A 14774-nucleotide genomic window follows, 5' to 3' on the forward strand; every position below is an offset into this window, starting at 1 on the left:
ATCCTCAACCCGCGGGCAGTCAAGGAGCGCGGGAAAGCCTACGGGCGGCATCCCGTGGGCACCGGGCCGTTCAAGTTCGTCGAGTGGAAGGAAGCCGACTACATCCTCCTGGAGCGGAACCCGAACTACTGGGAGACCGATTCAGCGGGGAACCGGCTCCCCTACCTCGACAAAGTGCTCCTGAAGTTCATCATCGAGCCCTCGACGCTGGTCGCCGCGCTCAAGACCGGCGAGGTGGACGGGGTCAACTTCGTGCATCCCCAGTTCGTCGCCGACCTGCGGCGCGACCCGAAGCTCAACGTCTTTACGGCGGTCGGCGGGAACTGGCGGTGCCTGCACATGAACATCGCCAAAGAGCCGTTCAGCGACAAGAACCTCCGCAAGGCGGTCGCCTTCGCCATCGACCGCAAGGAGATCCTCAAGCGCGTGGAGTTCGACGAGGGGATCGTCGCCCACGGCCCCATCTCTCCCCCCATGGGCCCGTTCTACGATCCGGCCTTCGAGACCGGCAAGAACGGCCAGTACTACGACCTGGAGCAGGCCAGGGCCCTGGTCAGGCAGTCGCGCTACCCCAACGGGGCCGAAGTCATGCTCCTGAGCAACAACGCCGGCTACGGTCCCCGGCAGGCCGAGGTCCTCCAGGCCCAGCTCGCCAAGATCGGCATCAAGGTGAACATCCAGCTCGCCGACTCCCCCACCTTCCGCCGTCGCTGGCTTCAGGAGCGGCAGTGGGACCTGGTGCAGATCCAGTGGGACGCCGACCTGGACCCGGACGAGACCCTGTACCCGGAGCTCCACTCCGGGGAGACGTGGAACGCCGGCCGCTGGGTGAACAAGGACTTCGACCGGATGGTCGAGGCGGCGCGGTCCGAGGCCGACCAGAAGAAGCGCAAGCGCTTCTACGAGGAGGCTGTCCGCCTGATCATCGAGGACGCGCCCGTGGCCATCATGCTCCACGTCAACGAGCAGAAGGTCTTCCACAAGTATGTGAAGAACTTCCAGATGATCCCGGCCAACCTCATCAACATGCACGCGGTCTGGCTGGACAAGGCGTAACGGCGCGAAGGCGGGAGGCGAGTGCCGGCCCGCCAGGTCAGGCGCCGGAAGGCGGGCGAAAACGCCCGAAGGGGTTAGCGCGGGTTTGCGCTAACCCCTTCGGCCCGGCCATAGTCGGGCAGTCCGTCTCCCTTCGGTTTGCCAGCGCGGCCCGCACGGCTCCGATCAGCTCCGGCACGCGGAAGGGTTTCTCCAGAAACGCGTTCGCCCCGATCTCGCGCAGCGAGGGGTCTTCGGGTCGGATGCTCCGAGCGCTGAAGAGAATCACCACCGTGGTGGGATCGTGGGCGCGGGCGGCCCGGGCCACTTCCCAGCCGGTTATATCCGGCATCACGATGTCAGCGAGGACGAGATCGTAGGGTTCGCGCTTAAGGCAGGCGAGGGCCTCCTGCCCCCCAGCGGCGCCCTTGACCTCGTAGCCGGCGGTCGCGAGCACCTCGACCAGGACCTCCCGGAAGAAACGGTCATCGTCCACAACAAGGACACGCCATCCCGGAGGCGGCACCACCGTCTTCCCCGGGCTGCCCGTAGCGGCTGGGAGCCGAATGGTGAAGTGGCTCCCTTCACCCTCTATGCTGTCAGCCAGAAGGTCGCCCCCGTGACGGCGCACGATCTCCCGTGACACGCTGAGCCCAAGGCCAGTACCGCCTGCCTTGGTCGTGAAAAATGGTGTGAACAGCTGGGCCTTGATCTCGTCGGCGATTCCGACTCCCGTATCGGCGACCCTGAGCAGGACGTCGTTCCCGTCGAGCGTGCTCTCGAGCGTCAGGATCCCTCCCTCCGGCATCGCCTCAATAGCGTTGACGATAAGATTGACGAGCACCTCGACTAGCTCGGAAGGCCGGCCCACCACCGGCGGGACCTCCTCCAGATCCAGGCGGACCTCGATGGGCACCGACCGCGTCCGGGCCTGACGAATCAGGGAGTCGGTCAGCGCTACGACCTCCCGGATGACGCCATTTACCTCCACACGCGTGACCGGCTGTTCCGCGCGCGCACCCGTGAGCGCGCGCAGGCGCCTGAGGATTTCGCTCCCTCGCGTCACGTGACGCGCGATGATCTGGAGCCCTTCGGTGAGCTCCGCCGGCGTCCACCGACCCCTTTCCAAAGAAAGGAGGAGGAGACTGCTGTGCGTGAGCAGGGTCGCGAAGAGGTTGTTCAGGCTGTGGAAGACCCCTGCGGCCATGCGGCGAACCGTCTCCGCCGTCTCGATCTGCTGGGCATCGCGCGAGTCGAGCATCACTGTTCCCCGGAAGCCTCAGGCCCTCTAAGCACAGGCCAAGCTGACCTACCTGGCGTCGAGGACGGGAATCGCCTGCGCTCGGGCCGGCAGGAGCCCGAGGGTCTCCGGGTTTGGATCCGCCATAGCTAGCGCCAGGACAGCCGCGCGGGAAAGGAGTTGATGTCTGACCGCCTTACTTCGACCGGGCCTGATCGCGTCGACGCCCGGCCGCTCCCGCCTTGGCAGTTCGGGGACCATATGCTGCCGCATCAAGGACGTTTTTCGCGGATCGAATTGATATGCCGCATCGCGCTGCAATAGCCAGGCCAGCCGTTTGGAAGTTCGGACATGGCCCATTCGACAATGAAATTCGCGCAGATGGGCCCCAAGGTTCGACAAGGGTTTCAGAGACAAGCTACAAAAACCGTAGCTGGAGCCCCAAAGGGTTGGAGAACTTCCAGATGATCCCGGCCAACCTCATCAACATGCACGCGGTCTGGCTGGACAAGGCGTAACGGCGCGAAGGCGGGAGGCGACTGCCGGCCCGCCAGGTCAGGCGCCGGCAGACGGGCGAAAACGCCCGAAGGGGTTAGCGCGGGTTTGCGCTAACCCCTTCGGGTTTTCGATCGCGGCGGACGGACGAGCCTACGTCTCGGCCTGGAGCCACTCCGGGTTCACGTACAGGCGGTCGGACGGCGGGAGACGGCCTTTGATGACCTCCCGGAGCGCCGCTTCTTCCTCCCGCAGCAGATGCGGATTCACCAGGCCGCGCGTGACCGCCTCCCAGTAGACCCGCGTCCGGCTCTCAAGCAGCGTGGGCACGCCCCGCCAGGCCTCGTGTCGCGACGGGATGCCCAGCTTCCGATACAAGCCGCTCACGATCCGCTCCACGCTCTGCCGCGATGTCCCGAGGAGCCATGCGATCCCGTCATTCGTCACTCCCAGGCACACATAAATCAGGACGGTAAATTCCACGTCGCTCAGCTCCCGCGACGGCGAGTTTTTCAACTGCTGGTTGAATATCTCGGTGAAGGACACCTCGTAAATAAACACTTGCTCCACGCAGTTTTGCACCAGTCGCTTCGGCACCGATCCCTTGTCCAGCAGGCCCCAGGCGGCGGGCCTGTACCGCTCTTCAGCGATCAGCTTTTCCACCTGATGGAGGTATCCCGCGTCGTGGGCGTGGACCGTTCGAAAGAGGATGCGCGTCCGGATGTCCTTATCGTCCCACCTTGCCTCGAGGACCCTCCGCGCGATCACCACGCCAGAGTTCTTCTGGGCACCGAAGTCAAGGTCGAGCACCAGGTTTTCGATTCGCTCCTGCACCGCGGTCTTGATCGCCTCCTCGGGTGTCAAGGCACTGAACAGCTCCGCCGACGGCCACCGTTCGCGGATCCACAAACCGATCTGGGCGATGGCGTCCTGCGAGTCGTCAGCCACCAATACCCTGAGGGGTTCGTCGTCCGTCCGCACCCGCTGTGTCATTCGTCCGAACCCGGCATCGGTTGGTCCCCTCCGCCTTCCCCGGCGCCGGTCTGACCACCGGGCTCCCGCATCACGCGAATGACGACGGTCGTGCCCCCCTCGGGGGAGGTCCGTCGGTACGCGAGCTCGGCTCCGATTTCCTCGGCGCGGCGAAACATCAAACCGGTCCCACGACTCTCCACAAACGGGCCGCCGTCGCCACGGCCGTTATCCCGCACCGCGATCTCAACCGCCCCGGGCCGAGGTGAGCGGACCACGACGGCGATCCTCGTGCCGCGCGCGTGCTTTCGCGCGTTGATCACCGCCTCCAGGACGATCCGGTACAGGAGCACGATATGGGCCGGCTCGCGCAGGCTCCGCACGATCACCGCGTCCGTCACCTCCGAGGGGCAGTCGAACTCGACGACCGCGGCCCGGTCGTAGCGCCGCATCCGCATCCCCGCATCCTCCAGGCGTCGGCGGATCGTCGCGAGGAACCCTTCCGTTTCGAGGTCGCTCGGGTAGTGATTGTTCATGATCCGCCGCAGGTCCCTGACCAACGCGTCGAGCTGCGTTTGGGCCTCGGCGTAATCGCTCTCGTCGATCGCTGTCGCCAGGTAGGCGCATCGCGTATTGAGAACCTCGTGGTGAATCTCCTCCCCGATACGCACCTCCTGCTGCTCAATGTGCGCGAGCAACTGGCGGCGCCGCGCCTCCAGCCGTTGAACCTCTTGCTCGAGTTTCTCCAGGTCCTCCCAAAACCGATCCAGCGTCACATCCACCGCCAGCTCCAGGTCCTTCCGCGCATCCGACTTGTCCTCACCGCCGTTCGACGCGTCCTCAAGCCCCGTCGCCACGTCGTGGATGATGCGGCTGATCTCGTGATTCCGAAATCGCCCCAACCTCTGAAACGTCCCCCGCATGGCCGCCCGAATCCCATGGTGCGGGTCACGCAACACGGGCAACAGTCGGGCGTAATGCTTCCGCCGAAACCACTCCGGATGGTCCTGGGCCGCGCTATAGCACGCGACGGCGGCGTTCCGCCGCAGGTAATCCGACGCGTCCTCCAGCGCGCTCACCAGCACATCGATCTCCTCTCCGGACGCGAGACTCACTGCGCGACGGTGGAGATCGAATTTACCCGGCCTCGGCGTCCACTCGTAGGGGATGAGGAATAAGTCGCAATACAGTGCCGTGCGAGGCGACAGCGGACTCGGAGATACGGCATACGTCAGGACCCGAAGCAGCGCTGCGGCCATCGCTCGCACTTTGGGAGCCTGTCCGGGATCCAGAAGAACGGATTCGAGAAGCGATGCGTCGGAGGTGGAGCGCCATGTCTTCGGCCGCTCGCTCCGCGCGGGCCGCGTGCCCGCCGGCCGCTCCCATGCCCGACTCAGCATCCCGAGAAGCATCTCGATGGCCTTATCAAGGGCCAGCGCGAGACGCGCTTTCGCATCGTGTGACAAGGAAGGCATGGCCCCGCCACCGGACCACCCCCCATTGTCCCCGCCGAGGGGGAACTCCTTGTTCGCGTGCAACACGCGCCTCCGCTCGACCAGTCCGGCCGCGGCAGGATGCCACGCAGGGAGCGGGGTGTTGGCCTGCAAGAGCCTCAGAACACTCCGCGTCAGCCCTCGGGAGGTCGCGCCGGAGGCGAATCTCCTCACGACGTCACGGATCAACGCCAGCACGTTCCGACACGCTGCCAGGAACGAACCGTGAGCATCCATCGCCGCGCGGTCATGCCTCATCGCATTCAGGCAGGACCCGACGACCTCCCCGAGCCGTCCGATAGCACGTTCGAATTGCGCCCACAACCGATTATCCCGCTCGCTACTGCTTTCCAACTCCCTCTCCCAGCTATCGAGGACCTCGTTGAAGAATCGCAGCACCTCCTCGAGGTCGAGACCCCCCCAGCCTGTGACGCCGCTGTGAGACGACCTCATCAATCGTGCCTCGAGCGCTCGCGTCCGACCTCGCAATAGTTCCGCCTCCGTTCGGACCACATCAGCAGCCAGGGACACCAGGGCCGGACAGTCACCGGCTGTGTCGAAGGCGACCTCCACCAGCGGATCACGAAAACTCAACTGCAGTTGGACCAGCAGGTCCTCGAGCGCCTCGATGGTCGGCTGCTGGTTCGCCTCCAGGAGCGACAGCAGAACTTCCCTGGCTGAGGCGATCTTCGCCGCCGTTTCAGCGGGTTCCGCGCGCAGGAGCTCAAGGTTCAGCCGGAGAAGAGACTCCCGGAACGTTTTTGGGTCGCTCGCCACAGCTCCTCCTACCTCACAGAGTCTCTACGGGGGCGCGCCTTCGAATCGGAACCTCACGCGCAGGGAGGGAAGTATCAACCGACGAACCGCGGTGTGCAGTAGGCATTGGGGAAACGGACCGCCATATCCCCGGCGAGGGTGCCAGCTCAGCCGTACGGAAGAATTGTACCACCGGAACTTTGTGCCTGCCCTTGGAGCCCACGCGCCGGCCCCGTGGTTCCTGCGCATTCTCTTCCGACGGCCCGCTGGCGCCAGCCCGGCGCATTTCGCGACAGCCGCCGTACGAAGCCCCGCGACCGGCCGCAGTGAAGACTTCCCTCAGCGGATGAGGGCTTCCCCTCAGCGCCCGCGCCTCCCTGCAGGAAGTCCCTCACAAATTGACGAATCTCATCCCCTCCCTTTCCCAGTCTACTGAGAGCATCTTCGGTCTCCATCGGCGAGCGAAAAGGGAGGCACCATGACATCACGCGGCTCAAAAAATCCGGCCAGCCCGACCATGTTCACACCGATCCGAACGCTGACTGCGGCGGTCGGTCTCCTACTTGCAGTCGCCCTCTCGATCACCCTGTTCCCGGGATCGATCTCCGCTCAATCCTTCCCGGGCGGCTTCGTCGAGAAATCCTTCAGCAACTCCACCCGGCCCAGATTGACCCCAGCCCAAATCCAGGCCTTCGTCCCTGCGCGAGGCAAGTTCACCTTCCCCGCCCCGTATCACACCGAAGGCATCCGGCTCACCAACGACACGGACTGCGGCGGGACCGACTGCGTCAACTACGTCGGCTACTCCTACTGGCGCAACATCAATAACCACGCCGGCAGCGACACCCTGCTCATCTTCCTCGGCCTGGACCGGGCCCGCGGCGGCCCCGGGTCCACCCTCTTCAGCTACAACAAGGCCACCGACCAGGTGACGAACCTCGGGCCCCTCTTTGATTCCTCGAGTCGCTTCACCTGGGCCAGCGGCGAAGGCTGGTATTTCAGCGCGACCCAGCCGACCAAGCTCTACGTCAACCTCCCCGTCACCTCCTCCCTCCTCCGCTACGACGTGACCACCCGCACCTTCGAGACGGTCTTCGACGTCGCCACCCGCCCGGACCTGTTCGGCCCCAACCGCTACCTCTGGCAGTTCCACTCCAGCGACGACGACACGGTCCATTCCGCCACCCTGCGCGACGGCAGCACCTACGAGATGCTCGGCTGCCTCGTCTATCGCGAGCCCACGCGCGAGTTCCTCTGGTTCCCCCGCCTCACGACGAACTTCAACGAGTGCAACCTCGATAAGAGCGGCCGCTGGCTCCTCATCCTCGATGGCTCGGTCGGCCTCGACAACCGCATCGTCGACCTGCAGACCGGCACGGAGACCCTCATCCTCGACCCCGCCGGGGCCCTCGGGCACCTGGACCTGGGCGACGGCTATGCCGTCGGGGCGGATAACTGGAACCTGCTGACGAACGCGACGATCCTCATCAAGTTCCCCCCGGCCAGCACGACGCGGCCCGTGGGCCCAGAGGTGCATTACAACCCCGACTGGAGCACCGCCAAAGTCAACCACGTCTCCCACCAGAACCGCAAAGCCGGCGTGGCCCCGGAGCAGCAGTACGCCTGCGGCAGCAATCTGGACTCCGTGACGACCCGGGAAAACGAGATCGTCTGCTTCCGCCTCGATACCTCCTATGACGAGCTCGTGGTCGCCCCGGTCATGACCGATCCCAATGCGCCGGGCGGGGGCGATTTCTACTCCAAAATGCCCAAGGGCAATCTGGACGTGACCGGCCAGTACTTCCTCTGGACGAGCAACCTGGGAGGGAACCGGCTCGACGCGCTCCTGGTGAAAGTCCCGGCCCACCTCCTGGTCCCCCCCCCCGACGGCACCCCCCCCACGGTCTCGATCACGGGGCCGACCGCGGGGGCGACCGTCACCGGCGCCGTGACCGTCTCAGCCACGGCCACGGATAACGTCGGCGTCGTCGGGGTCCAGTTCAAGCTCGACGGCGCTAACCTCGGCCCTGAAGTCACCGCGGCCCCCTATGCCATCGTGTGGGATACGACGACGGCCCCCAATGGCAGCCACACCCTCACGGCTGTCGCCCGGGACGCCGCGGGCAACACCGCCACCTCCCCCGGCGTGACGGTCAGCGTGTCCAACACCAGCGCCAGCGGCCCGACAGGCTCGGGCGGTCTGGCAGCGGAAAACGTCGTCTGGACCAGTCTCGTCAACGCGACGGCCAGCGGCAACTCGCTCCAGAAGACCAGCGGCTGCGACGGCTGCCCCGACGCCGGCGCTACCTCCCAGCAGCTCATCACCGCCGGCGATGGGTACGTGGAGTTCACCGCGTCGGAGACCAGCGCGCTGCGCTTCGCGGGGCTCAGCACCAGCAACCCCGGCACCAGCGCCGCCGAGATCAAGTTCGCCATCCGCCTCCAGTCCGGGGTCGCCGAGGTGCACGAAAGCGGCCTCTACCGCGCCGGGACCTGGTTCGCGACCGGCGATGTCTTCCGCGTCGCCCTCGAATCGGGCGTCGTCAAGTACTACCAGAACGGCCGCCTCCTCTACACGAGCACCCTCGCGCCCACCTACCCGCTCCTCCTCGATACCGCCCTCTTCAACCGCTCCGCCACCATCACCAACGCCGTGATCGCCAGGGCCCGCTAGAGCATGGCAGAGCGGCCGGTAGAGCCCGAGGCCTTGGCAGCCCAGCACCACTCGATCCGGAGCGAGCCCTGCGGACAGTCGTGGGGAGGATGAGGCGCCGCTTCGTGCGGCTGTCCATCCTCCTCGTGGCGGTCTCCCTGCTGACCCCGCCCCTCACGACCCCCGCCGAATCGCTGACCCTCTCCCTGTCCGCGACGCCGAGCAGCGCGGTATCGGGCCAAGCCGTCAGCGTCTCCCTGAGCGCAACCAACTCCGGGGGCCCCTCGTCGGTGGATCTCTACTTCGGGCTCCTCAACCCCAGCGGGACCCTCACCCTCTTCACCTCTGCCGGCACACAGACCGCCAGCCTCTCCACCCTCTCGGCGTGGACTCCGATCGCCACGCGCGTCTCGCTCGCCAGCCCGTTCACCGTCGGCCCAGTGTCAATCTTCTCGCTGACCTTGGGGGACAGCGATCCGGCGGGGACCTACATCTGGTTTCTCGCCGTGCTCACACCGGGAGCCCTCGCGGACAACGCGGTGGAAGCCAGCGAGGTGGTGGCGCTCGGCACGGCGACGTTCACCCTCTCCAGCATTTCGAGCACCTCCCTGGTCTTCCAGGCGACCAACTACACGGGCCCCTACCCGGACCCTGCGCTGGTCGCCTTCACGACGCGCGCCGGCGCGGTGGTCCAGACGCTGGCGTTTCCCGAGCAGGTGCAGGTGTTTTTCACCCCGAGCACGTCGGCCGATGCGGCGAAGCAGACCCTCGCCGCGCTGGGCGCCACGGTCCTCGCCCAGATCCCGAAGATCGGGTACTACCTCGCCGGCGTCAGCCGTGGCGGTGAGGCGACCTTCATTAGCAGGGTCCGCCAGGACTCCGCGGTGCTCGAGGCGCTCCCCAACGGGTTCCTGATGGACGAGGCCGACCCCGTCTTCCTCGACGTGGGCGCCCTGGACCGGCCGGTCCCGCTCAACGTGCCTGCCGGGGGCGGCGCGATCGTGATCGACGCGAACTTCAACACCGCCCTCGGGCACGGGGCGCTCGTGGATCGCACGATCACGACGAACGGCGGCACGGTCGGCGCCCAGGTCAGCACCCAAGTCCTGACCGTGGGTGGGCGCCGCCTCGATCCCATGGACCGCATTCAGGCGGCCATCATCGCGAGCGCCGAAGGCAGCCGGATCTTCAATCCCGGAAACCCCGTCCTCCTGAATCTCTCCCGAGGGCCGGCGACGCCCGCCAACTGCCCGGGGTGTCGGGCCTACGATCAGCGATGGGAAGAGTTCATGGAGAACAACGTCCTGCGGCCGATCAGCCAGCTCCCGGACGATGTGCGGCGCAACGTCGTCCTCACAAAATCGCTCGGCAATGTCTCCGTGGACCTCACGGCGCGGGTGGCAAACCTCCGCGCCCGGTTCCCCGAGGTCCTCGACAGTAACCTGCTCCTCGTCGAGGCGACGGACCCGAGAGCCGGCTCCAACCGCGCGAACGACCGCGCCGTGGTTCGGGTGCCCGGGTGCATCACGGCCGCGGACGGCAGCGTGCATTGCGGGACCTCGTTCGCGGGCCCCCACGTGCTGGCCTTCGGCGAGCGCGCGCTCGGCGACCCGGCGCTGTCGGGTCTCACCCCCTCCGAACTCGTCGCCGCGATGCGAAACGCCCAGCTAAGCCTCGGCTCGGGGGACCTGACGTTCGCCGCCGTCCGCCAGTCCGGGCAGGTGGTCCTGGCGCCGCCCGCGGGCGTGTCCGTGGCAGCGACGTGCTGCATCCAGAGCGGCGGCTGCCCAGGAGAGACAGGCACCAGTTGCGCCTCGACGTGCTGCTGCTGCCCGGAGGGCCAGCGCTGCTGCCCCGACGTGACCCGCGGCTGCTGCGCTGCCGGGATCAGCGACCGTTGGGACCCCGCGCGGTTCCGACGAGCCCTGTGGTCGCCGGAGCATGGTCACTTGCTCCGGCGAGTGCAGGAGTGCAACGGCCCCATCGCGGCCCGCGGGATCGCCGGCTCGATCACGCCTCCCCCTTCTCCCATGTCACGCGCTGGCGCCTCGTGATGAACCTGAAGAACCCAGCCGCCGTGGCCAGGCTCAGGAGACAGACAATATACGGAACGGTCAGGAGCGGGATTTTCCGTCTCGCGTCCCGGAGCCCATACCCGGCCAGCGCTGCCGCGTAGAACGCGATCTGCCCCGCCAGCGCCGAGCGGTAGAGGAAGCCGTCCGCCATCCCCAGGGTCGCCCCCAACGCCACGACCTGAAGGAGCGGGGTGAGGAGCCGGAGGCCCTTGTGGGAAACGGTTTGGAGCCACAGGCGGTTCTGGAACGGATTCAGGAGCCAGGGTTCCCTCGCGAAGAGCTGGAAGTTTCCCGAGAGGGTGCGAACCTTCCGCGCGAACTCTTCCCGGGCTGACGCCGCGACCCGGTCCCACGCCCGCGCGCGCGGCTCAAACACCACCCGGTACCCCCGACGCGCAATCCGCAGCGGGATCAGGACGTCGTCCAGGATCGTGTCCACGGCGAGCGGCTCGAACAGCTCCCGGCGGATCGCGTAGATGGCGCCTGTTGCGCCCACCGTCGAGTCCACGCAGCTCTCGTTTCGCCGGATGAATTTCTCGTACCGCCAGTAGACGCCCACCCCTTCGCCCACGGCCGGGCCGTCCGCCGCTCGACCCAGCATCAGCTCACCGCTCACCGCGCCGACGCCGGGGTCCACGAACGGCTCCACCAGCTCGCGAAGGCTGCCTGGCTCGAAGACCTGCCGCGCATCGGCCAGAAGCACGATCTCCCCGCGCGCCTTCGGCACCAGGTCGCTCAGCACCGCGGGCTTCCCGCGGCGCGTCTCGAATGAAATGACCGTCACCCCGGCATGCTCGTAGCTCCGGGCCAGTTCGGCCGTACCGTCGGTGGAGCCATCGGACCCCACCACGATCTCGAGGCGGTCTCGGGGATAGTTGAGCGAGAGGAGATTTTCGAGCCTGCGCGTGATCCTGGCGGCCTCGTTATGCGCCGCAATCAACACGCTCACGGCCGGTTCGCCCCTCCGCCGGCGCACCGGCCGGGGCCGGAGCCAGGCCCACACCCGGATGAGAGCGGGATACCCGAGGTAGGTGTAGCCCAGCAAGAGGGCGGAGAGCCAGAAGAGGACCCGCTCCACGCCTGGGCTCAGGACGGCGGTCTCGCCGGCCCTCCTGCCGTCGGGGAGATCGCGGGAGCCAGCGCGTCGAAATCCGCGCCGAGGCCCTTCCCGCCCGGCGCCGCCTTCCGGTACGGGGAGGAGGCATTCAGGCGATAGTCGCCGCCCGTGAGATCCGCGAAGCCCACGTGATCGAGCGAGCGGGGGAAAAAGTTCCCGGGTGGGTAGAGCGCCGCGCTGCCCCCAACGATGACGTTGTTCGTGATGACCGCATCGGGAGCGTATCTCCTGATCGTCGCCATGCCGGGACCGGTGCCTGATCCGATGATGCCGTACGCGTTGTGCAGCGCGATATTACCGGCGAACGTGAACCCCCTGTGCTGTTTGCCGTCCACCGCGAGGATGCTTCCCGTCTGAACGGCGGTATTGTGTGTGATGGCGACATCTTCCGTTTCCTCGAGGAGCTGGAAGAGCCGCCCGCCATTCCCCCACCGGGCTCCCCCGACGTCCTCAAATAGATTGTTCTTGATCAGAATGCGCTTGACCTGCTCGCTCGGGTGGATGTCGTCGCGGCCAAGAATGTTGATCCCCGCCGCGGTGTGACGGACCACGTTGTTGGTGAACGTGACGTCCTCCACGACCGACCACGGAGCGCCGCCGTCCTGGTTGCGCACGGTGAAGAGGATCGCAAAGCCGCTCTGGGCGTGCACCCAGTTGTGCTCCAGGAGGTTCCCGTCGACCAGCACCCGCCGCGCGTTCTTCAACTCGAAGAGGTTCTTGACGGTCCACGGGGTGCCCGCGTAGCTCGGGCCGCCGACCTTCCAGGAGAGCGGCTTGAAGAGGTGGTTCCGCCGGATCTCGATGTCCGAGGGGACCAGACCGCGGATCGAGGGATCGGCGCCGCCGAACATCACGTTCTCGCCCGCGGCCTCCAGATAGTTGTTCACGATCTTGAAGGGACCCGGACCGTTCCAGCCGCCAAGCGCCTGAGAGTCCGCTCCCACTTCCTTGAAATCCGAGAGGTGAGAGTCGATGACCGCCGTGTGTCGTGAGTTCATCGCGATCCCGCGTCGAGTGCCTTTCTTCGGGTCGCCGTGGAGGTAGCACCGGTCGAAGACGATATGGTGCGGCAGGTCCTCGAGCGACCTCTCGCTCGCACCCAGGAGGACGAGGTTATAGAGGAAGACGCCGTCGCTCGGACGAATCTCGACCCCGATGAACCGGTAGTGATGCGCTCCCGGCGCGGCCGTGATGACCGCTCCCGATGCCGCCACGAGCATTGGCATCACCCTCGCATGGCCCGGCTCAACCCGCGTCCCCGGAGCCGGTAGGCTACTGTCCGGCGAGCTCGTCCTAACGATGATCCAGCCCGATCCCGATTTCCTCGGAAGCGTGAACGGCCCCCTGAACGTCGCCCCGGCCTCCAGCGTGATCACGTCACCGGGCTGCGCCCGATTGAGCGCTGTTTGGAAATTTCCCCCCGCGGGCACGTGGATGGTCCGGCCTGTCGCCGGAACAGGGGTTGTGTCCACGTGTAGACGCGGCAGTTCAGGCTTCGCAGGTTCCGCGGCTGGCCCGGCAAAGGTCGCCGACGAAATCGCCGAGAGCACGACAAAGAAGACCAAACCCCAAACAGCACGCACGCCCCTAACAACCATCGCTCTCCCCTCTAGCTTGGCCGCCGCCCGGCTCCGTCAGTCGAAACCAGCCTCCGCAGTTCGGGAGCCGGGCTCCACGCCAGCGTCGTCCCAGACACACGATAGATGCCAATGGTCTCGGCGAGGGTTTCGAGATACCTGGCGAGGGGTCTGAACCGCCCTTTGCCTCCGTAGTCGTGCCAGAAGACGAGACCCCGATCGGCCAGCATGCTCGCCATCTTCACCGTGTCGTTCCTCACGTAAGGCAAGGCGTGCGCCCCATCGATGAACCCCAATTCCACCGAGCCGCGGTGCGGCGACGGATCGAACTGGAGCGAGTCGCACAGCACCTGCTGGTAACGCCCCTCCAGATGCAGCTCGCGGAGACAGGCGCCCAGTCTGCGCCTCCGGACCAAATCCACATCGCTGTCAATGTAAACGTGCCGGTCAATCGCTTCATCCGGAGGCTGGCTGCCTGACGGCAGATCCAGCGTGACGACGGCTGCATCCGCAGGAGCGTTGAGAATAAGGACGCTCGTCGCGGTGCCGGTGTACGTACCGATTTCAAAGATCTTTCGCGGTCTCAGTACCCGTGTCGCCGTGGCCAGGATGACCAGTTCATCCAGCCTGATTCCCCCGCTGAGATCCAAATGGGTCGGCAGCTCAACCCGATCGACCGGCAAGACAGCGCCCCAGCCTTGCTCGCACAGATAGGCGATCGGATCTCTATGAGGCAACCCTGAGGCGCGCAACTCATCGAACTTGCGAAGACAGCAGGACAGATACTCCCGTACGCTCCCCGGACGCTCCACCACCAATCGCAAGGTACACAGATTGCCGCCCGCTACGGCGTGAACGATCTCAGACCACGTCATGCGACCCCTCGTCAGCGCGTCAAGCCCAGGATCAGCGCATCGAGATCCAGGCCGACGTCTGCTCCATCGACCCCCGCCCCTTAAACGTTAAGACCGACATCCGCTCCGTCGGTCCCCGCGCCGGTATACGGACTGCTCTCGTGTAAGATCTCCCTCTTTGTCCAGTGCAGGCGATGGACCTCTTTCGGTTTGCGCTACCTGACCCCTCCGGGCTGAGTCCTGGATCTACGGCCAGCCCCGCAACGGTAGCAGCATATTTCCTGCCGCCCCCCACTGGACTACCTGGGGAGAGCTGCTGGAGCGCAGGAGGAACCATTCGCCCGTGGCAGGGCGGTAGATGGCGACGTCGGCCTTGCCATCCCCATCGTAGTCGGCCGGCACGGGAGTATCACCCAGGGCCCCCCACTGCTGCAGCTGGAGCGAGGTGCTGCTCGAGCGCAGGATGAACCACTCCCCCGTCGAGGGCCGGTAGACCGCAATGTCGGC

At 66.2% G+C, this 14774-nt stretch carries 10 protein-coding genes; 3 read left to right on the forward strand and 7 right to left on the reverse strand.

Features of this window, described 5'->3' with window-relative positions; all coding sequences use genetic code 11:
• Window positions 1-1056 (forward strand): ABC transporter substrate-binding protein (locus HY726_23030; protein MBI4611875.1); only part of this gene is annotated, 1056 nt, incomplete at its 5' end.
• 37 nt (window positions 1057-1093) lie between these two features.
• Here HY726_23030 and HY726_23035 read toward each other — a convergent pair.
• The 3 genes from HY726_23035 to HY726_23045 all read right to left on the reverse strand — a co-directional run bounded on the left by HY726_23035 (window position 1094) and on the right by HY726_23045 (window position 6012).
• A complete protein-coding gene (locus tag HY726_23035; protein MBI4611876.1) occupies window positions 1094-2296 on the reverse strand; it encodes a response regulator in 1203 nt (400 codons plus the stop codon).
• Between the two features lie 627 nt (window positions 2297-2923).
• Complete coding sequence (locus tag HY726_23040) at window positions 2924-3763, reverse strand: response regulator transcription factor (GenBank protein ID MBI4611877.1); 840 nt, start codon at window positions 3761-3763, stop codon at window positions 2924-2926.
• Window positions 3760-6012 (reverse strand): hypothetical protein, encoded by a 2253-nt coding sequence (locus HY726_23045; protein MBI4611878.1) that lies wholly within the window; start codon window positions 6010-6012, stop codon window positions 3760-3762. Before HY726_23045 ends, HY726_23040 begins: the two co-directional genes overlap by 4 nt.
• Window positions 6013-6469: 457 nt before the next feature.
• Between HY726_23045 and HY726_23050 the strand changes: the two genes are divergently transcribed.
• Window positions 6470-8665: a hypothetical protein gene (locus HY726_23050; GenBank protein MBI4611879.1), complete on the forward strand. Its 2196-nt coding sequence runs from the start codon at window positions 6470-6472 to the stop codon at window positions 8663-8665.
• An 89-nt stretch (window positions 8666-8754) separates the two neighbouring features.
• On the forward strand, window positions 8755-10698 hold the full coding sequence (locus HY726_23055; GenBank protein MBI4611880.1) for a hypothetical protein: 1944 nt from the start codon (window positions 8755-8757) through the stop codon (window positions 10696-10698).
• Here HY726_23055 and HY726_23060 read toward each other — a convergent pair.
• The 4 genes from HY726_23060 to HY726_23075 all read right to left on the reverse strand — a co-directional run.
• Window positions 10655-11797, reverse strand: a complete 1143-nt coding sequence (locus tag HY726_23060) for a glycosyltransferase family 2 protein (GenBank protein ID MBI4611881.1) — start codon at window positions 11795-11797, stop codon at window positions 10655-10657. The genes HY726_23055 and HY726_23060 overlap by 44 nt on opposite strands.
• Window positions 11798-11805: 8 nt before the next feature.
• Complete coding sequence (locus HY726_23065; GenBank protein ID MBI4611882.1) at window positions 11806-13062, reverse strand: hypothetical protein; 1257 nt, start codon at window positions 13060-13062, stop codon at window positions 11806-11808.
• 383 nt (window positions 13063-13445) lie between these two features.
• Complete coding sequence (locus HY726_23070) at window positions 13446-14288, reverse strand: class I SAM-dependent methyltransferase (protein ID MBI4611883.1); 843 nt, start codon at window positions 14286-14288, stop codon at window positions 13446-13448.
• A 225-nt stretch (window positions 14289-14513) separates the two neighbouring features.
• The coding region (locus tag HY726_23075; GenBank protein MBI4611884.1) for an FG-GAP repeat protein at window positions 14514-14774 on the reverse strand (261 nt) is incomplete at its 5' end.

The organism is Candidatus Rokuibacteriota bacterium, from assembly GCA_016209385.1.
Taxonomy (GTDB): Bacteria; Methylomirabilota; Methylomirabilia; order Rokubacteriales; family CSP1-6; genus JACQWB01.

Excerpts from the sequence above, each read along its gene's own strand:
- HY726_23035 (MBI4611876.1), bottom strand. The coding sequence starts at position 2,296 with ATGCTCGACTCGCGCGATGCCCAGCAGATCGAGACGGCGGAGACGGTT.
- HY726_23040 (MBI4611877.1), bottom strand. The coding sequence starts at position 3,763 with ATGACACAGCGGGTGCGGACGGACGACGAACCCCTCAGGGTATTGGTG.
- HY726_23050 (MBI4611879.1), top strand. The coding sequence starts at position 6,470 with ATGACATCACGCGGCTCAAAAAATCCGGCCAGCCCGACCATGTTCACA.
- HY726_23055 (MBI4611880.1), top strand. The coding sequence starts at position 8,755 with ATGAGGCGCCGCTTCGTGCGGCTGTCCATCCTCCTCGTGGCGGTCTCC.
- HY726_23065 (MBI4611882.1), bottom strand. The coding sequence starts at position 13,062 with ATGCCAATGCTCGTGGCGGCATCGGGAGCGGTCATCACGGCCGCGCCG.
- HY726_23070 (MBI4611883.1), bottom strand. The coding sequence starts at position 14,288 with ATGACGTGGTCTGAGATCGTTCACGCCGTAGCGGGCGGCAATCTGTGT.